General features: G+C 61.2%; 16 protein-coding genes. 7 read left to right on the top strand and 9 right to left on the bottom strand.

Features of this window, described 5'->3' with window-relative positions; translation table 11 throughout:
* Positions 1-168: 168 nt before the first annotated feature.
* From otsA to ACZCWR_RS07160, 4 genes are all read left to right on the top strand, one after another.
* A complete protein-coding gene (otsA, locus tag ACZCWR_RS07145) occupies positions 169-1,620 on the top strand; it encodes an alpha,alpha-trehalose-phosphate synthase (UDP-forming) (protein ID WP_487303003.1) in 1,452 nt (483 codons plus the stop codon).
* 122 nt (positions 1,621-1,742) lie between these two features.
* Positions 1,743-2,093, top strand: a complete 351-nt coding sequence (locus ACZCWR_RS07150) for a chemotaxis protein (RefSeq protein ID WP_487303274.1) — start codon at positions 1,743-1,745, stop codon at positions 2,091-2,093.
* A gap of 49 nt (positions 2,094-2,142) precedes the next feature.
* Entirely contained in the window at positions 2,143-3,057 is a 915-nt protein-coding gene (locus tag ACZCWR_RS07155) for a YihY/virulence factor BrkB family protein (RefSeq protein ID WP_487303004.1), read from the top strand.
* A gap of 100 nt (positions 3,058-3,157) precedes the next feature.
* Positions 3,158-3,430: a hypothetical protein gene (locus ACZCWR_RS07160; protein WP_487303005.1), complete on the top strand. Its 273-nt coding sequence runs from the start codon at positions 3,158-3,160 to the stop codon at positions 3,428-3,430.
* Positions 3,431-3,550: 120 nt separating this feature from the next.
* Here ACZCWR_RS07160 and ACZCWR_RS07165 read toward each other — a convergent pair whose 3' ends face one another.
* Complete coding sequence (locus ACZCWR_RS07165; protein ID WP_487303006.1) at positions 3,551-5,050, bottom strand: RNA polymerase factor sigma-54; 1,500 nt, start codon at positions 5,048-5,050, stop codon at positions 3,551-3,553.
* A gap of 496 nt (positions 5,051-5,546) precedes the next feature.
* On the opposite strand from ACZCWR_RS07165, the gene ACZCWR_RS07170 reads away from it, so the two are divergent.
* Both ACZCWR_RS07170 and ACZCWR_RS07175 read left to right on the top strand, forming a co-directional pair.
* Positions 5,547-5,885, top strand: a complete 339-nt coding sequence (locus tag ACZCWR_RS07170) for a BON domain-containing protein (RefSeq protein ID WP_487303007.1) — start codon at positions 5,547-5,549, stop codon at positions 5,883-5,885.
* 338 nt (positions 5,886-6,223) lie between these two features.
* Positions 6,224-6,457, top strand: coding sequence for a hypothetical protein (locus ACZCWR_RS07175; RefSeq protein ID WP_487303008.1), 234 nt, complete (start codon positions 6,224-6,226; stop codon positions 6,455-6,457).
* A 121-nt stretch (positions 6,458-6,578) separates the two neighbouring features.
* On the opposite strand, the gene ACZCWR_RS07180 is transcribed toward ACZCWR_RS07175, so the two are convergent.
* From ACZCWR_RS07180 to ACZCWR_RS07210, 7 genes are all read right to left on the bottom strand, one after another.
* Positions 6,579-7,031 carry a PA2169 family four-helix-bundle protein gene (locus ACZCWR_RS07180; protein WP_487303009.1) on the bottom strand — a complete coding sequence of 151 codons (453 nt, stop codon included), beginning with the start codon at positions 7,029-7,031 and terminating at the stop codon, positions 6,579-6,581.
* Positions 7,032-7,919: 888 nt separating this feature from the next.
* Complete coding sequence (locus ACZCWR_RS07185; RefSeq protein WP_487303010.1) at positions 7,920-8,489, bottom strand: glycine zipper domain-containing protein; 570 nt, start codon at positions 8,487-8,489, stop codon at positions 7,920-7,922.
* A gap of 56 nt (positions 8,490-8,545) precedes the next feature.
* A complete protein-coding gene (locus ACZCWR_RS07190) occupies positions 8,546-8,893 on the bottom strand; it encodes a DUF1488 family protein (protein ID WP_487303011.1) in 348 nt (115 codons plus the stop codon).
* Positions 8,893-9,420, bottom strand: a complete 528-nt coding sequence (locus ACZCWR_RS07195) for a DUF4142 domain-containing protein (RefSeq protein ID WP_487303012.1) — start codon at positions 9,418-9,420, stop codon at positions 8,893-8,895. The genes ACZCWR_RS07190 and ACZCWR_RS07195 overlap by 1 nt, the downstream gene beginning before the upstream one ends.
* A gap of 29 nt (positions 9,421-9,449) precedes the next feature.
* Positions 9,450-10,001 carry a type 1 glutamine amidotransferase domain-containing protein gene (locus ACZCWR_RS07200; protein WP_487303013.1) on the bottom strand — a complete coding sequence of 184 codons (552 nt, stop codon included), beginning with the start codon at positions 9,999-10,001 and terminating at the stop codon, positions 9,450-9,452.
* Between the two features lie 103 nt (positions 10,002-10,104).
* Positions 10,105-11,472, bottom strand: coding sequence for an MFS transporter (locus ACZCWR_RS07205; RefSeq protein WP_487303014.1), 1,368 nt, complete (start codon positions 11,470-11,472; stop codon positions 10,105-10,107).
* 102 nt (positions 11,473-11,574) lie between these two features.
* A complete protein-coding gene (locus tag ACZCWR_RS07210; protein ID WP_487303015.1) occupies positions 11,575-12,078 on the bottom strand; it encodes a YbhB/YbcL family Raf kinase inhibitor-like protein in 504 nt (167 codons plus the stop codon).
* 234 nt (positions 12,079-12,312) lie between these two features.
* Here ACZCWR_RS07210 and ACZCWR_RS07215 point away from each other — a divergent pair, with 234 nt between their 5' ends.
* On the top strand, positions 12,313-13,791 hold the full coding sequence (locus ACZCWR_RS07215; protein ID WP_487303016.1) for a sensor domain-containing diguanylate cyclase: 1,479 nt from the start codon (positions 12,313-12,315) through the stop codon (positions 13,789-13,791).
* A gap of 3 nt (positions 13,792-13,794) precedes the next feature.
* Here ACZCWR_RS07215 and ACZCWR_RS07220 read toward each other — a convergent pair whose 3' ends face one another.
* Positions 13,795-14,223, bottom strand: a complete 429-nt coding sequence (locus tag ACZCWR_RS07220; RefSeq protein WP_487303017.1) for a hypothetical protein — start codon at positions 14,221-14,223, stop codon at positions 13,795-13,797.
* Between the last annotated feature and the right edge of the window lie 11 nt (positions 14,224-14,234).

Genomic DNA, 14,234 nt, shown 5'->3' on the forward strand with positions numbered 1-14,234 from the left:
GATGTCTGAAGAAATTCTTCTACGCGACGGTCGCTCGTCGCGTGTTTTCGTTCGTCGGTAACATTCAGATACGAATATTTGTTTCCAATTCGCGACAAAGGGGCACAAAGCTTGCATGCTTGTAACCGCCAATTCGAGCATGGACGACAACTGAGAGGTGACGCTGTAATGAGCAGATTGATCGTGGTATCGAATCGCGTCGCGCCCATCCAGGAAGGCAAGCCCAGCGCAGGCGGCCTGGCTATCGGCGTGCTGGACGCGCTCAAGGAAACGGGCGGCGTGTGGTTCGGCTGGAGCGGCGAGATCGTCGGTGAGGCAGCCGACCCCGTGCTGGAAAAGAGCGGCAACGTGACTTACGCGACCGTCGGGCTGACGCGCCGCGATTACGACCAGTATTACCGTGGCTTCTCGAACGCCACGCTGTGGCCGACCTTCCACTATCGCAACGATCTCTCGCGCTTCGATCGCGAAGAGTACGCGGGCTACATGCGCGTGAATGCGAGCCTCGCAGCCAAGTTGAAAATTTTGCTGCAACCGGACGACATCATCTGGGTGCACGACTATCACATGCTGCCGTTCGCGCAGGAGTTGCGGAAGATCGGCGTGCAGAACCCGATCGGCTTCTTCCTGCATATTCCGTTTCCGGTGCCGGAAATCATGCGCACGGTGCCGCCGCATGAAGAACTCATCGCGGCGATGTGCCAATTCGATGTCGTCGGTTTCCAGACGGATGCCGATAAGCAATCGTTCGTCGACTATATCGAGCGCACCGGGCGCGGACATTCGAGCGAAGACGGCATGTTGCAGGCCTTCGGACGCATGCTCAAGGTGGGCGCGTATCCGATCGGCATTTATCCGGATGCGATTGCCAAGGCCGCCGATCAGTTCGCCAATCGCAAGCAGGTGAAAAGCCTGCGCGACAGCATGCGTGGGCGCAAGCTCATCATGAGCGTGGATCGGCTGGATTATTCGAAGGGCCTGGTCGAGCGCTTTCAGGCGTTCGAGCGTTTGCTGCTGAACGCGCCGGGTTGGCATGGCCGTGTGTCGCTCGTGCAGATTGCGCCGCCGACGCGTTCGGACGTGCAGACGTATCAGCGCATCCGTCAGAATCTGGAAGGCGAAGCGGGGCGCATCAACGGACGTTTTGCGCAGCTCGACTGGACGCCGATTCAATACCTCAACCGCAAGTACGAACGCAATCTGCTGATGGCGCTGTTCCGGCTCTCGCAGGTCGGCTATGTCACGCCGCTGCGCGATGGCATGAACCTCGTCGCGAAGGAATACGTAGCGTCGCAGGATCCGGCCGATCCGGGCGCGTTGGTGCTGTCACAGTTCGCGGGCGCGGCGGATCAGTTGCCGGGCGCGCTCGTCGTGAATCCGTTCGATCTTTCGCAGATGTCCGAAGCTTTGGAACGCGCCTTGTCGATGCCGCTCGCCGAACGTCAGGCGCGCCACACCGACATGATGGCGCCGCTGCGCGAGAACAATCTTTCCGTCTGGCGCGATTCGTTCCTGTCGGATTTGCGCAGCGTCGCGACCGCGACTTCCGTGACCGAGCAGACCGTGAAGACGGTGAGGCAGGGCACGCAGCCGCAGAAACGGCCCGCTGCCAAGGCGTGAATGGCTTGCATCAAGAACCCCGCGCATCGAAGGATGCGCGGGGTTTTTATTTGCGCGTACGCAGCTATCGCGGAACGGGTTTTGCGAACTCGTCATGGACACTTGAACACGAACAGGAGGTCATGATGAGCGGAAGCACATTGAATCCGTCCGAAGAGGGCGAAGTGGAAGTCGGCAAGGGACACGGCACGGGCGCACTCGGACCGAGCGATTCATCGGATAGCGGCTCGGACGTGCAGGGCGAAATGCGTCATCCGGGCGACATCGAAGATGAACTCGATGCCCACGCGCTCGGCCAGTCGCAAGCCGAACTGAACAGCGATACCGACCGCTACGGCACGGGCGAAGCCGCATCCGCCGATGGCGATCACAATCTCGAACCCGACGCCGATATTCTCCCTGACGAAGTGGAAGACGAAACGCGCGGATTGCTGGACGAAGAAGACGATCCGGCAGACGACGAGCGCGCTTAATAGTTTTACAGCTACCATCGGCGATTGACGTTTCACTTGTCTCTCGCCGATGAACCGCGAAAGCCCGACTTCACCATCGCAAACACCGCTCGCCGCAGGCCGCACGACGCGCTTCGGCTGGCTGTCGTGGGTGGTGGATCCCATCACACAGTGGACGCAAGACCACTGCCTCATGTTCTCCGCATCCATCGCGTTCTTCGCGGCGTTCTCGCTCGCGCCGACGCTGGTCATCGTCATTTCGGTGGCGAGCATTTTCTTCGGCGCGGATGCCGTGCAAGGCCGTCTGTTCGATGAAATCAGCGGCGTGGTTGGCGCGGATGCGGCGCACGCGCTGGAAGCCATCGTCGTGAACGCGTGGCACGCGGATATCGCCCGCAGCACCGCGATTCTCTCGCTCGCGGGCGTGCTGCTCGGCGCATCGGCGACGTTTTCATCGCTGCACAGCGCGCTCAATGTGATCTGGCCGACGCCGGTCGTCAGCACGCGCGAGAGCATCGTGTCGCTGTTGCGCGTGCGCGCGATGTCGTTCGGCCTCGTCGTCGGCGCGGGGTTGCTGGTCGTCGTGCTGTTGTTGCTCGATGCCGCCGTCGAAGTGCTCGGCCATTGGGCGTTGGGCGACGGCAATCCGTTCATCGTGCTGTCCTCGCTTACGCGCCGCGCAATCTCGCTCGGCATGCTGACGCTCGCCTTCACCGTGCTGCTCAAGTTCCTGCCGACCACGCGCATGAAGTGGCGCGATGCCGTGCTCGGCGCGGCCGCATCCGCGATGCTTTTCGAATGCGGCAAACGCCTGTTCGCTTTTTATCTCGAACACGCGGGCACGGCGAACATGTTCGGCGCGGCGGGCTCGCTCATCGTCATCCTCATGTGGCTGTATTACTCGGCGGCGGTGTTTCTGCTCGGCGCGGAACTGGCCGCGACCTCCGCGCGCAAGCGAACGCACCGCGAATCCGGCTGGCGGTGATGAAAAACGGTGATGAATATTTGCGATTCGCCGCGCCTTCGTGGTACATACTCGCCCTCTGCCCCGAAACGGGCGCGAGCCACACGAACAGGAGCATGCAGTGCGAAGGACCGCCGAAAACAAGCTGAAAGTGGTTGCCGTGCGCGTCGATCCGGCGATCGAGCAACGGTTGCGGTTACTGGCGGAAGTGACGGGGCGCAAGCAGTCGTTCTTCCTCCAGCAGATGATCGAGAGCGGCATCGCCGCGATGGAGGAAAAGTGGTTGTCGCCCGAGATTCTCGAACAGGCGCGCAGCGGCGCATTGCAGCCGCGAGAGCCGGCGAGCGAAGCGATCACCGATCTCTTCAGCGATCTGGACGACGAAGAAAACTAGCAGAATAAAAAAAGGCCGCCCATGCTTCGGGCGGCCCGTCTATCGCGCCTGGATTGTGCTCGCACATCTCAGTTGACCGGGTCGAAGGCGACCACCGGCGCGTTAAAACATCGAATACGTTTATGCCGAGCGGCGCAATTCCGCGGGGGGCACCTTCATCAGATGGCGATACTTCGCCACCGTCCGGCGCGCGACGATCACACCCTGATCGGCCAACATCTTCGCAAGACTGACATCCGACAGCGGATCGTGCGAATTCTCCTTCGAGATCATTTCCTTGAGCAGCGCGCGCACGGCAGCGGCCGAACACGTACCGCCGCTATCCGTCGAAAGCTCGCGCGGGAAGAAGTGCTTGAACTCGAAAATGCCACGCGGCGTCGACATATATTTGTTGCCCGTCGCACGCGAAATGGTGGATTCGTGCAGGCCGAGTTCATCGGCGACATCGCGAAGAACGAGCGGCTTGAGCGCAATTTCGCCATAGTCGAAGAACGCCTTCTGATGCGAGACGATGCACTCCGCCACGCGCTGAATGGTCGTGAAGCGTTGCTGCGCGTTGCGGATCAGCCAGCGCGCTTCCTGCAACTGTTGCGCAAGCGGCGAACGGCTGGCGCCCGCCGATTGCGCGAACAGTTCGGCATACATGCGGTGGATACGCGCACGCGGCAACACGGCCGGGTTGATGGTCACGACCCATTGCTTCTTGACCGGGCGCACGATCACATCGGGCACCACGTAATTGTCCTCGCCCTGACCGTAGTTCTCGCCCGGCTTCGGATCGAGCCGGCGCACGAGCGCGCATGCGGTACGCAGTTCTTCAGAACTGCAACCGATCTTCTTCTGCAATTCCGCCTGTTCGCGGCGTGCAAGCCGCTCCAGATGATGCGCGACGATTTCCATCGCGACTTCGCGGCCCGGCGTGTCTTCGTCCATCGCGCGGAGTTGCAGCGTGAGGCATTCGGAGAGATTGCGCGCGCCGACGCCCGGCTTGTCCAGCGATTGAACCAGCTTGAGCGCGATGGTCAATTCGTCCTCGGACAACTCCGGCTCGATATCGACCACGCTCGCCAGTTCCGCGAGCGTTTGACGGAGATAACCATCGTCATCGAGTGCTTCAATCACCAGTTGCGCGATGGCGCGGTCACGTTCGCTCAACTGATACAGACGCAGCGTGTCGTGCAACGTCTCATGCAGCGACGGCTCGATGCGCACCCAGTCGGCAGGATCGGAGCCTTCGCCATCGCCGCCATTGCGGGAGCCGCGCCCGAACGGATCGGACGAGTACTCGCCCGACGAATATTCGCTGATCGAATCGTCACGCGAGGCGGAGTCGGCGGGGGCATCGCTTTCCATGCTTTGCTCGGAAGCGAGCGGCGCTTCGGATGCGCCATCGGCCGGGCTCGCCGATGTCGAATCGCTCATCGAGTTGCCGTTATCAGCACCGAGTGCGTTGTCGTCGGTCTGCGACTCGTCGTATTCGAGAAAAGGGTTCGTGTCGAGCGCGTTACGCAGTTCCTGCTGGAACTCAAGCGACGAGAGTTGGAGCAGGCGCACAGACTGCTGAAGACGCGGTGTGAGCGCCAGACTTTGCTTGGTGCGGAGTTCGAGTGAAGGCGGCATTGCTTGCGAATCCTCGATTGTGTTTGGCGTGATGGATGCTGCGTGAGGCTTCTAAAGCAGCAACCGTGCCAATTGCACTCAATGCCGTGTGCCGTCTACGTTGTTGCATGCCGATGCGTCGCGAAGCTGTGAGCGGCAGACCGCTTTTCACGCACTTTTTACACGGCCTCAGACAAAACCGCCGCGCGTGCCGCCGTGATTTGAAAACGCCTGCAGAGGCCGCTCCGGGCGGTATTCGTACATTCTCCAGACATCGACAAAGCCTTGATTGTTTGGACTCTTTCCGCTTTGCCGGAGGTCCGACACGGCAAAAGTGGCAGGGCGGGGCACACAAGTTGCGGTAGACCTTGCACGATTCGCACAACCACGTCGCGAACGTGCTTGCCGGCCCGCATGCGGATGCGGCGAGCGACAGCACGGGGCGCCCGCGCAATCATCGAGAGATGCAACGCGTAGCTGGCGCGCACGACCAAAATCGAGAAAATGGAGTATTGCCATGAAGACGACTCAATTCCTGAAGACTGCCGGCACTATCGCGGTTGCCGTGTTCGCATTGAATGTGAGCGCCTATGCCGCCACCACGGAATCGGGCAGCACCGATACATCGATGGGACAAAAGGTCGATGACAGCGCGGTCACCGCGAAGGTCAAGGCCGAACTTCTGAGTGCGAAGGACGTGAAGGCCACGCATATCCATGTCAAGACGAAGCAGGGCGTGGTGTGGCTCACGGGCACGGTGCCGTCGGCCGACGACAAGACCAATGCGGAAACGACCGTCAAGAACGTGTCGGGTGTTGCATCCGTGAAGAATCGCCTGAAAATCGCCGCGCAGTAATGGCGGCTTGATGGCATAGTTCGCTTAGTTCGATTCGTAAAGGTTCGTAATAACGAGCCGCCACGACGGACATGCAGGACAGGAACCCGCGCCGGGTTCGGGCTTGAACTCATATGAGCGCAAGTTCCGGATTTCGGCGCGGGTTCTCGCATGAGCTTCACAGTCGCACGGTAAGGTGTTGTCGAAGGACCTCGCAGCATTGTCGGTTTTTTATAAACGAAGTACGGCCAATCCCTGAGTCCATGCTCCGGGTTCAAGGCCGTCACTCATCAGGCGGCTTGCGGCGTGCGGCATGTACATGGCGGCATTCGCGGGCCCCGACGAACAGGAGCTCTTCCATGAAGACGAAAAAGATGGCATTGATTGGCGCGCTGGCGATCGCTCTTTCCGCGACGGCCGCTTTCTCCACCACGGCCTTCGCGCAGGCAGCGTCCGACGCCGCCGGCACGACCGCCAAGAAGTCGAAGGGCACCTATCTGCATCAGCAGAACAAGTCGCACAAGCTCAAGGGCGCATCCGCGGCTGCGGCGGCATCGTCGATGGGTACGAACGACAAGGGTCAGCCGCATTGAGTCGTTTCATGCGATGACCACGAAAACGGCCGCGCAAGCGGCCGTTTTCTTTTGAGCGCGCAAAAAAATCGCCGCGCGAGGCGGCGATAAGCACACTGCGAGAATTTGCTTCGGTGGAGCTTTAGGACTTCGCGGCGGCGTATTGATCGCGCAGATCGCGGATGCGGTCGTGATTCTCCAGCACACCTTGATATTGACGTTCGATCACCGCGCGCACATCGGCCGGTAGTTCCTTGTCGAGCGCCTGGCGATAGTTCTTCTTGGCGGCATCTTCGCCGCGTTCGCATTCCGCGAGAATCGCGTGATCGCTGTGGCCGGTCACGGCGGACTTCACATCCACCCAGCCGCGATGCAGCGCGCCGGATACGGAACCGCCGGTTTCCGGCTTGCCGCCGAGACGTTGCACCAGTTCCTGGAGTTCGCGGGCGCCGCTCGTGCAGGCTTGGGCGCGGCCCTGGAACAGTTGCTTGAGGCTCGGGTCCTTGGTTTCTTCGGCTGCCTTGAGGAAGCCCTTTTCACCATCGTTCGACGTTTCGACTAGATCGTTGAGTACCGAGATGACATTCGTGCTCATATAAACCTCCTGTGGCTTTGTAGTTTGGAACTTGCTGATGCGGCTTTTTCGGCCTGCTAGGGAGTAGCGCATGGAGCGTGCCTGTTTTGCTGCTGGCTTTGTGTCGTGCAAGGGCTGCTGCTGGTTGTGTTTTTATTGCAGTAGCCGCCTCCCCGGCGGGGGGGTAACTTTCTTTGCTGCTGCAAAGAAAGTCACCAAAGAAAGCAGCTTTTACCCCCATGCACGCTGGCTGGAAAGTGTTGGACTGGATTAACGATACAGTGGCCGCAATAGGACTTGCCACGCATAACGAGTCGCTTAGGCAACCTGGCGATTGCGCGCTTGAGTAATCAACGCTTAGTGGATCGCGCTCATTCATTCGGCCATGCGCTGCGCGCGCCGAGACAGTAAGAACGGAATCCCGCAGCGTATCAGCGCCCAGCCACATCACACGTCCCCGCAAGATTGCTATTTGGCCCTACCTTGGTTAGTGCTCCGACTAAAAGGTGACTTGCGTTGGTGTGTGCGTTTTGCCCAGAAGGACTTACCAAGGTAGGGCCCAATGGGAGAGGTGCGATGCGGTGTGAGGTGGCTGGGCACTCATACGCTGCGGGATTCCGTTCTAAAGTTCTCGGCGCGCGAAGCGCATGGCCGAATGAATGAATGCGGTCCACTTAGCTTTGATTATTCGAGCGCGAAATCGCTAGGTTGCCTAAGCGCTCGTGATGCGTGGCAAGTCCTATTGCGGCCACTGCATCGTTAATTCAGACCACCCTTTCCAGCCAGCGTGCGGAGGGGTAAAAGCTGCTTTCTTTGGTGACTTTCTTTGCAGCAGCAAAGAAAGTTACCCCCCCGCCGGGGAGGCGGCTACTGCAATAAAGATCCCAAAACCAGCAGCCCCTTGCACGATCAAACCCGCGGCTGCGCAAATTCCTCAACCGGATTCGGTGCCTTCAACGGATCGAAATCGCTCCAACGGCCCTGCTGCCACCGCCCCGACGCCCGCTCGATCTCCACACCACCTGACTCGCGCAAAATAGTCGCCGCATCGGCAGATGTCTCCGGCGCAACATGCACGGCAACAAGCACCCCCGCATGACGCGTAGGCTCATCCCCATGCTCGATATGCTCCTTCTTCGTATGCGACATCGCCCCCGCAAGCGAGCCAATATAAGCACCAACCCCCGCCGCGATCACCGACACCAACAACGGCGATTTGAAAATCGCGAAAATAGCCGCGCCGATGACCGCGCCCACGACTGCGCCAATCGTCACGCCCTTGCCCGCGCCTTTAGGCGCAGAGATCGCACCGGCATCGGTGCCGACATCGCCACCCACCGGATGACGCGCATGCTGTCCGCTCGGATTCACGAAGAACAGCGTCACATCTTCCTCCGTGAAGCCGCGCGCGAACAGCTTGCGGGCGGCGGATTCGGCGGCGGGGAAAGTCTGAAAGCGGCCCGCTATGATCAGAGACATGTTGGCTCCTTGAGTTCAGGTTGCATGTTGTTGTTTCTCGATGCCGCGTGCAGCGCTTATTCCGGTTCCAGTCCCGCGACGCGGAACAGCCCGGAGCGCAACACGACGGACTCGCCGCCGTTGTCATCGAGCGCTTCGGCGCAGACGGCGCGAATGCGTGCCTCGCCGCGCTGGAACGCATCGAGAAGATCTTCCTCACGCGACGATGCCGCATCGAAATGATCCTTCAATGCCTCGGCGCTGATCGAGCACACGACCGGTTCGTTATCGACGAGCGCGGTGAAATGAACCGCGAGATCATCGCCGTCGAACACGGGCTTGTCTTCCGCAAAAGTGATGTGCATGGTCGAATCCTCATAGGCGGGTCGCGCGGATTGAACGGCGAAGTCATAAGCGGTGCTCATCACGATGCCTTCGTCTTGGCAAGTTGCTGCGCCATTGCATAGTGATGGCTGATGACCGGCAGCGCCTTCGCAGCGGATGCCTTGAGGGCGGTATCGTTGCCTTTCTCGCTTTCCTTCCTGAACAGCTCGACGGCCTTCTGATGACCGCCGACCGCCACTTGTTCGATGTACGCCTTGTCGAACGCCGCGCCATGCAGGCTCTGCAAATTGCCGATGACCGCCGAATCCGCGCTCGGCGGCGCGTTGATGCCGTGGCGGCGTGCGATCACATCGAGATTGCGCGCGAGCTTCGTATGATCGGCGATCATTCGCTGCGCGAAGTCCTTCACTTGCTTATCGCTGGAATTCGCGAGCGCGAGCTTGCTGGCTGCGATTTCGGTCGCGCCTGCGGTGCCTGCGTCCTGCATGAATTGCTGATCGGTCGCGGAGAGCTTCGGCGATTGCGCGCCGTACTCGGTCTGCGCCGATGCAGCGGTCGCCACAAGCGCGAGCGCCGCGCAAAGTGCTTGAAAACGCTTGTTCGGCATGAGGCGGGCTCCCGTAACGTCGCGCTTCATCACGCCGCTTGTTTCTTCGCGAGCGTTTCGATCAGCGCGCGATTGAACGCGGGCAAATCGTCCGGCTTGCGGCTCGTGATGAGATTGCCGTCGATCTGCACTTCCTGATCGACCCACGTGCCGCCAGCGTTGCGAACGTCGTCCTGAAGGCTCGGCCAGCTTGTCATCGTGCGGCCTGCGACGATGCCCGCCGAGATCGGCAGCCAGCCACCGTGGCAAATCACCGCGATGGGTTTCTTCGCGCGATCGGTTTCCTTCACGAAGGCTTGAGCGCGTTCGTCGAGGCGAATGGCATCGCCGTTGACTACGCCGCCGGGGAGCACGAGTGCGTCGTAATCGGCGGCGTTGACGGCATCGAGCGTGAGGGTCACGTCGACCTTATCGCCCTTGTCCACGTGTTTGAAACCCTGAATCTGGCCGGGCTTCTGCGAAATCACATCGACCTGCGCGCCGGCTTCCTTCAGCGCGCGCTGCGGCTCGACGAGTTCGGCTTGTTCGAACCCATCGACCGCAAGAATCGCGACCTTGAAACCATTGAGTGAAATGGCCATGAACACACTCCTTTGATTGCTCGTTTCGTTAGTTTCGATGTCCCGCGCAAGGCGGAATCCACGAACGAATCGGCAGCAAAGGGTGTGCCCAGCTAAAGCGAGGTCAGGCGGTTTCGACGCTCCGTCCGCGCGCGATGCGCAGCATGCTGACCACTGCCGCCACAGCGGCGAACGCGGCGGCCACGCCGAGCGCGACTTCCGGTCCACGCTGCGGCGCAACACCAAAAATCAGCGCGACGAGCGCCGCGCCCAGCGTTTGTCCCGTCAGACGCGCGGTGCCGAGCATGCCGCTTGCGCCGCCGCTACGATGACGCGGCGCGGCGGACAACATCTGCTTGTTGTTCGGCGACTGGAACAGCCCGAAGCCGAATCCGCACACGGCCATGCGCCACGCGATATCGAACGCCGTGGGATGCACGCCGAGCGTTGCGAGCAGGACCAGCCCGACCATCAGCACGGCAAGCCCGATGCCGCCCAGTAAGCCTGCCGAGTAGCGGTCCGCGAGCATCCCCGAGAGCGGGGCGACGAACACGATCACGAGCGGCCACGGCGTCATCAAAAACCCGGTTTCGACCTGACTCATCCCCAGACTGTTTTGCAGCAGAAACGGCAGCGACACATACGCCAGCATTTGCGCGCAGAACGAACACACCGACGTGCAGACCGACAGCGCAAACACCGGAATACGCATGAGATCGATCGGCAAAAGCGGCGCGCTCTGGTTCAACTGACGTCGCACGAAGAAATAGCCGATGACTGCCGCCAGCGCGAACTCGCCGATCACGAACGGACGATGCTCCCCATGCCCGAGCCCGTCCACCGCGACAATCGCGATGCCGAAGAACAACGCGTTCATCACCGCGCTCACGTAGTCATAAGGCTGCCGATGGCCGGGCGTGCGCGGCAGCGCCTTCATCCCGATGGCGAACGCCGCGATGCCGATCGGCACGTTGATCGCGAACAGCCACGGCCACGGCGCGACGGCGAGCACGCCGGACGCGACAGTCGGCCCGATCACGGAGGAAATCGCCACCACCGTCGCATTGATGCTCACGCCGCGCCCGAGCTGCGTGTGCGGATAGATCATGCGGATGAGCGCCGTATTCACGCTCATGATGCCCGCCGCGCCGAAGCCCTGAATGACGCGCGCGATCGTCAGTTGCGCCAACGATCCCGACAGCGCGCACGCGAACGACGACAGCGTGAAAAGCGCCAGCCCCGTCACATACACGCGCCGATAACCGATGCGATCGCCCAGCGACGCAAGCGGCAGCAACGAAATAGTGATGGCAAGCTGATACGCGTTGACGACCCAGATCGAATCGGCGGGCGTGGCGTTCAGATTGCGCGCGATGGTCGGCAGCGCGACGTTGGCGATGGCGCCATCGAGCACCGCGAGCGTGACGCCCAGCGCCACGACCGCGATTGCCCAGTAACGCTGGGGCAGGGGAAGACCTTGATCGGGATCCATCGGAGGGCTAAGAGTGGCGGGCGGCGCATTGTAAGACGCGCCGTTTTCAAAAGGCTTGTGAACGCGGGCGTGGTGATCGATCGACCACGCCCGCGCAGGGCATTACTTCAGTTCGTAAAGCCCGGTGTAAGTCGCCGAATCGATTTCGTTCAGATGCGTCATGAACCGCGCGACCGCGTTCGTCGAATTCAGGTCGAGTGGCAAGCCTTCGCCCTTCAGCGCGTGAATGCGGAAAATATAGCGATGCGGCTTGTCGCCACGCGGCGGCGCGGCCCCACCGAAGCCTACCGTGCCGTAATCGTTGCGCAATTGCAGCGCGCCGCGCGGCAGAAGGCTACCGTCCGCTTTGCCTGCGTTGCGGGGCAGGGCGCGGACATCGGCGGGAATGTTCACCACGACCCAATGCCAGAAGCCGCTGCCAGTGGGCGCGTCGGGATCGTAGACGGTCAGCGCGAAGCTCGCGGTATCGGCGGGCGGGTCTTCCCATTGCAGCGCCGGGGAAATGTTTTCGCCTGACACGCCGAACGCCTGTAAGTCGAATTCATGATCGCGCGTCATGAAGCCGTTTGCGGGAAATTCATCGGACCAGATGCGGAAATCAGCCATGTGAGTCATGCCTCCTTGCTTTTGGATGAATGGCACGCGCGGCCGGCCGTTCAAGTTGCGCCCGCTTGGTGCCGTTATTCATCGAGGGTGCAGCATCCATGCCCGGCATGCCGCTGTCTTTTGAGTTTAGCATCCGCCCCTGAATACGCGTGGTGCGTGCCGGTCCGGCTATCCGACGGCATCGAAAAAATCGCACGTTACAATATTGAGATGAATCAAAGCGAAGAAAACGCCATGCCCAACGACCCACGCCGTGCAGCCGGACAATTCATTCCGGCGCCTGAGCCTGAGGACGATACCGACATGTTCGAACTCGCGCCCGTCTCGCTGTGGCTGGAAGATTTCAGCGCCGTGCGCGAGCAGTTCGAGCGATGGCGCGCCGCGGGCATCACCGATCTGCGCGCGTTTCTTTCGGGCGATGCCGCGCGCATCGTCGAATGTTCGTCGCGCATTCGCGTGGTCAAGGTCAATAAGCGCACGCTCTCGCTGTTTCGCGCGAAGGACGTCGATCATCTCGTGCAGAACCTCGAACGCGTGTTCCGCGACGACATGCTCACCACGCACGTCGACGAACTCGAACAACTGTGGTCGGGCAAGGGCGAGTTCGTCAGCCAGACCGTGAATTACACGCTCGATGGCCGGCGGCTCGACGTGCTGCTCAAGGCCGTGATCTTGCCCGGTCACGAAGACACGTGGAGCCGCGTGCTCGTCACCATCGAGGACATCACGGAACTCGAAAGCGTGCGCCGTCGCGAAGCCGCGAGCGAACTCTATGCGCGCGGTTTGTTCGAGCATTCGCCCGTGTCGCTGTGGGTGGAAGATTTCAGCTCCGTGAAGATGCTGCTCGATGATGTGCGCGAACGCGGCATCGTCGATTTCCGTACGTTCACGAGCGTGCACCCGGAATTCGTCGAGCGCTGCATGCAGGAAATTCACGTGCTCGATGTGAATCAGCACACGCTGCGCATGTTCGCCGCGCCGGACAAGGCCACGCTGCTCACGCGCTTGCCCGAAGTGTTCCGCGACGACATGCAGCAGCATTTTCAGGAGCAGTTGATCGAGCTATGGGAAGGCAAGCTCTTTCACCAGCGCGAAGTGCTGAACTATTCGCTCGATGGCAGCGAAGTGCATGTGCATCTGCAATTCTCGGTGTTTCCGGGGCATGAGGCGCGCTGGGATCTGGTGCTCGTCGCGCTGACGGACATCACCGCGCGCAAGAAGGCCGAGGCGTATCTGGAGTTTCTAGGCAAGCACGATGTGCTCACGCGCCTCAAGAACCGCTCGTTTTATATCGATGAAATCAACCGGCTCGAACGCAAGGGTCCGTATCCGGTGACGGCGATCGCGGTCGACGTGAACGGCCTGAAGGCGATCAACGATCAACTCGGCCACGCTGCAGGCGATTCGGTTTTGCGTCGCGCGGGCGAAGTGCTGAGCAAGGCGCTGGAGAAGCCGAATCACGCCGCGCGCATCGGCGGTGACGAGTTCATGGTGCTGTTGCCCGGCACCGACGAGCGCGGCGGCGAAGCGGTGATGGACAGCATTCGTCAGTTGCTCGAAGTGAACAACCAGTTCTATTCCGGCATGCCTTTGTCTTTTGCGATGGGCGCGGCCACCGCGCACGACGGCGAACGTCTCGAACCCATGCTGCAACGCGCCGACGCCGCCATGTACGTGGAAAAGCGCGCGCATTACGAGAGCAAACCCGCCTGACGCTTATTTCCCCTTGGCGGTTACCTCGTCGATGCCGCGATTGAGCGCCGGGCAGGCCTCGCCGATTTCCTTTTTATATTCCGTGGGATTGCTCGTCTTGAGCTTGGCGAAGCGATCGACGGTGGGTTGCGCCTGCGCCAGCCCGAGCTTCCATTCGGCATCGAAGTCGGGGGCGTCGGGGAAGTTGGCGCGGGCGGCATCCTCGAAGCGGGCGACTTTCGCGGCATCGATCTGGCAGATGTCCGAAGCGCCCCGCGCGATGTTCGCGCTCATCATCACGCCCTCGGCCGCAAGCAATTGCGGCTTGGTCGGATGCCCCGGCGGCATCGCGGGTTCGGACGCAGGCGCCGCCTGATCCTGCGCGGCGGCGGGCAGGGCGGCAAACGTGACGAGCATCATCAAAACGACGGCGATGGCGTTTGAGCGCGGCATGTGTCTCCCGT

The sequence above is a fragment of the Caballeronia sp. A2-2 genome, assembly GCF_057612605.2.

Coding starts and splice junctions, on each gene's coding strand:
- ACZCWR_RS07195 (WP_487303012.1), bottom strand. CDS start 9,420: ATGCCGAACAAGCGTTTTCAAGCACTTTGCGCGGCGCTCGCGCTTGTG.
- ACZCWR_RS07185 (WP_487303010.1), bottom strand. CDS start 8,489: ATGTCTCTGATCATAGCGGGCCGCTTTCAGACTTTCCCCGCCGCCGAA.
- ACZCWR_RS07180 (WP_487303009.1), bottom strand. CDS start 7,031: ATGAGCACGAATGTCATCTCGGTACTCAACGATCTAGTCGAAACGTCG.
- ACZCWR_RS07215 (WP_487303016.1), top strand. CDS start 12,313: ATGCCCAACGACCCACGCCGTGCAGCCGGACAATTCATTCCGGCGCCT.
- ACZCWR_RS07200 (WP_487303013.1), bottom strand. CDS start 10,001: ATGGCCATTTCACTCAATGGTTTCAAGGTCGCGATTCTTGCGGTCGAT.
- ACZCWR_RS07205 (WP_487303014.1), bottom strand. CDS start 11,472: ATGGATCCCGATCAAGGTCTTCCCCTGCCCCAGCGTTACTGGGCAATC.
- otsA (WP_487303003.1), top strand. CDS start 169: ATGAGCAGATTGATCGTGGTATCGAATCGCGTCGCGCCCATCCAGGAA.
- ACZCWR_RS07220 (WP_487303017.1), bottom strand. CDS start 14,223: ATGCCGCGCTCAAACGCCATCGCCGTCGTTTTGATGATGCTCGTCACG.
- ACZCWR_RS07210 (WP_487303015.1), bottom strand. CDS start 12,078: ATGGCTGATTTCCGCATCTGGTCCGATGAATTTCCCGCAAACGGCTTC.
- ACZCWR_RS07165 (WP_487303006.1), bottom strand. CDS start 5,050: ATGCCGCCTTCACTCGAACTCCGCACCAAGCAAAGTCTGGCGCTCACA.
- ACZCWR_RS07155 (WP_487303004.1), top strand. CDS start 2,143: ATGAACCGCGAAAGCCCGACTTCACCATCGCAAACACCGCTCGCCGCA.
- ACZCWR_RS07150 (WP_487303274.1), top strand. CDS start 1,743: ATGATGAGCGGAAGCACATTGAATCCGTCCGAAGAGGGCGAAGTGGAA.
- ACZCWR_RS07170 (WP_487303007.1), top strand. CDS start 5,547: ATGAAGACGACTCAATTCCTGAAGACTGCCGGCACTATCGCGGTTGCC.
- ACZCWR_RS07190 (WP_487303011.1), bottom strand. CDS start 8,893: ATGAGCACCGCTTATGACTTCGCCGTTCAATCCGCGCGACCCGCCTAT.
- ACZCWR_RS07175 (WP_487303008.1), top strand. CDS start 6,224: ATGAAGACGAAAAAGATGGCATTGATTGGCGCGCTGGCGATCGCTCTT.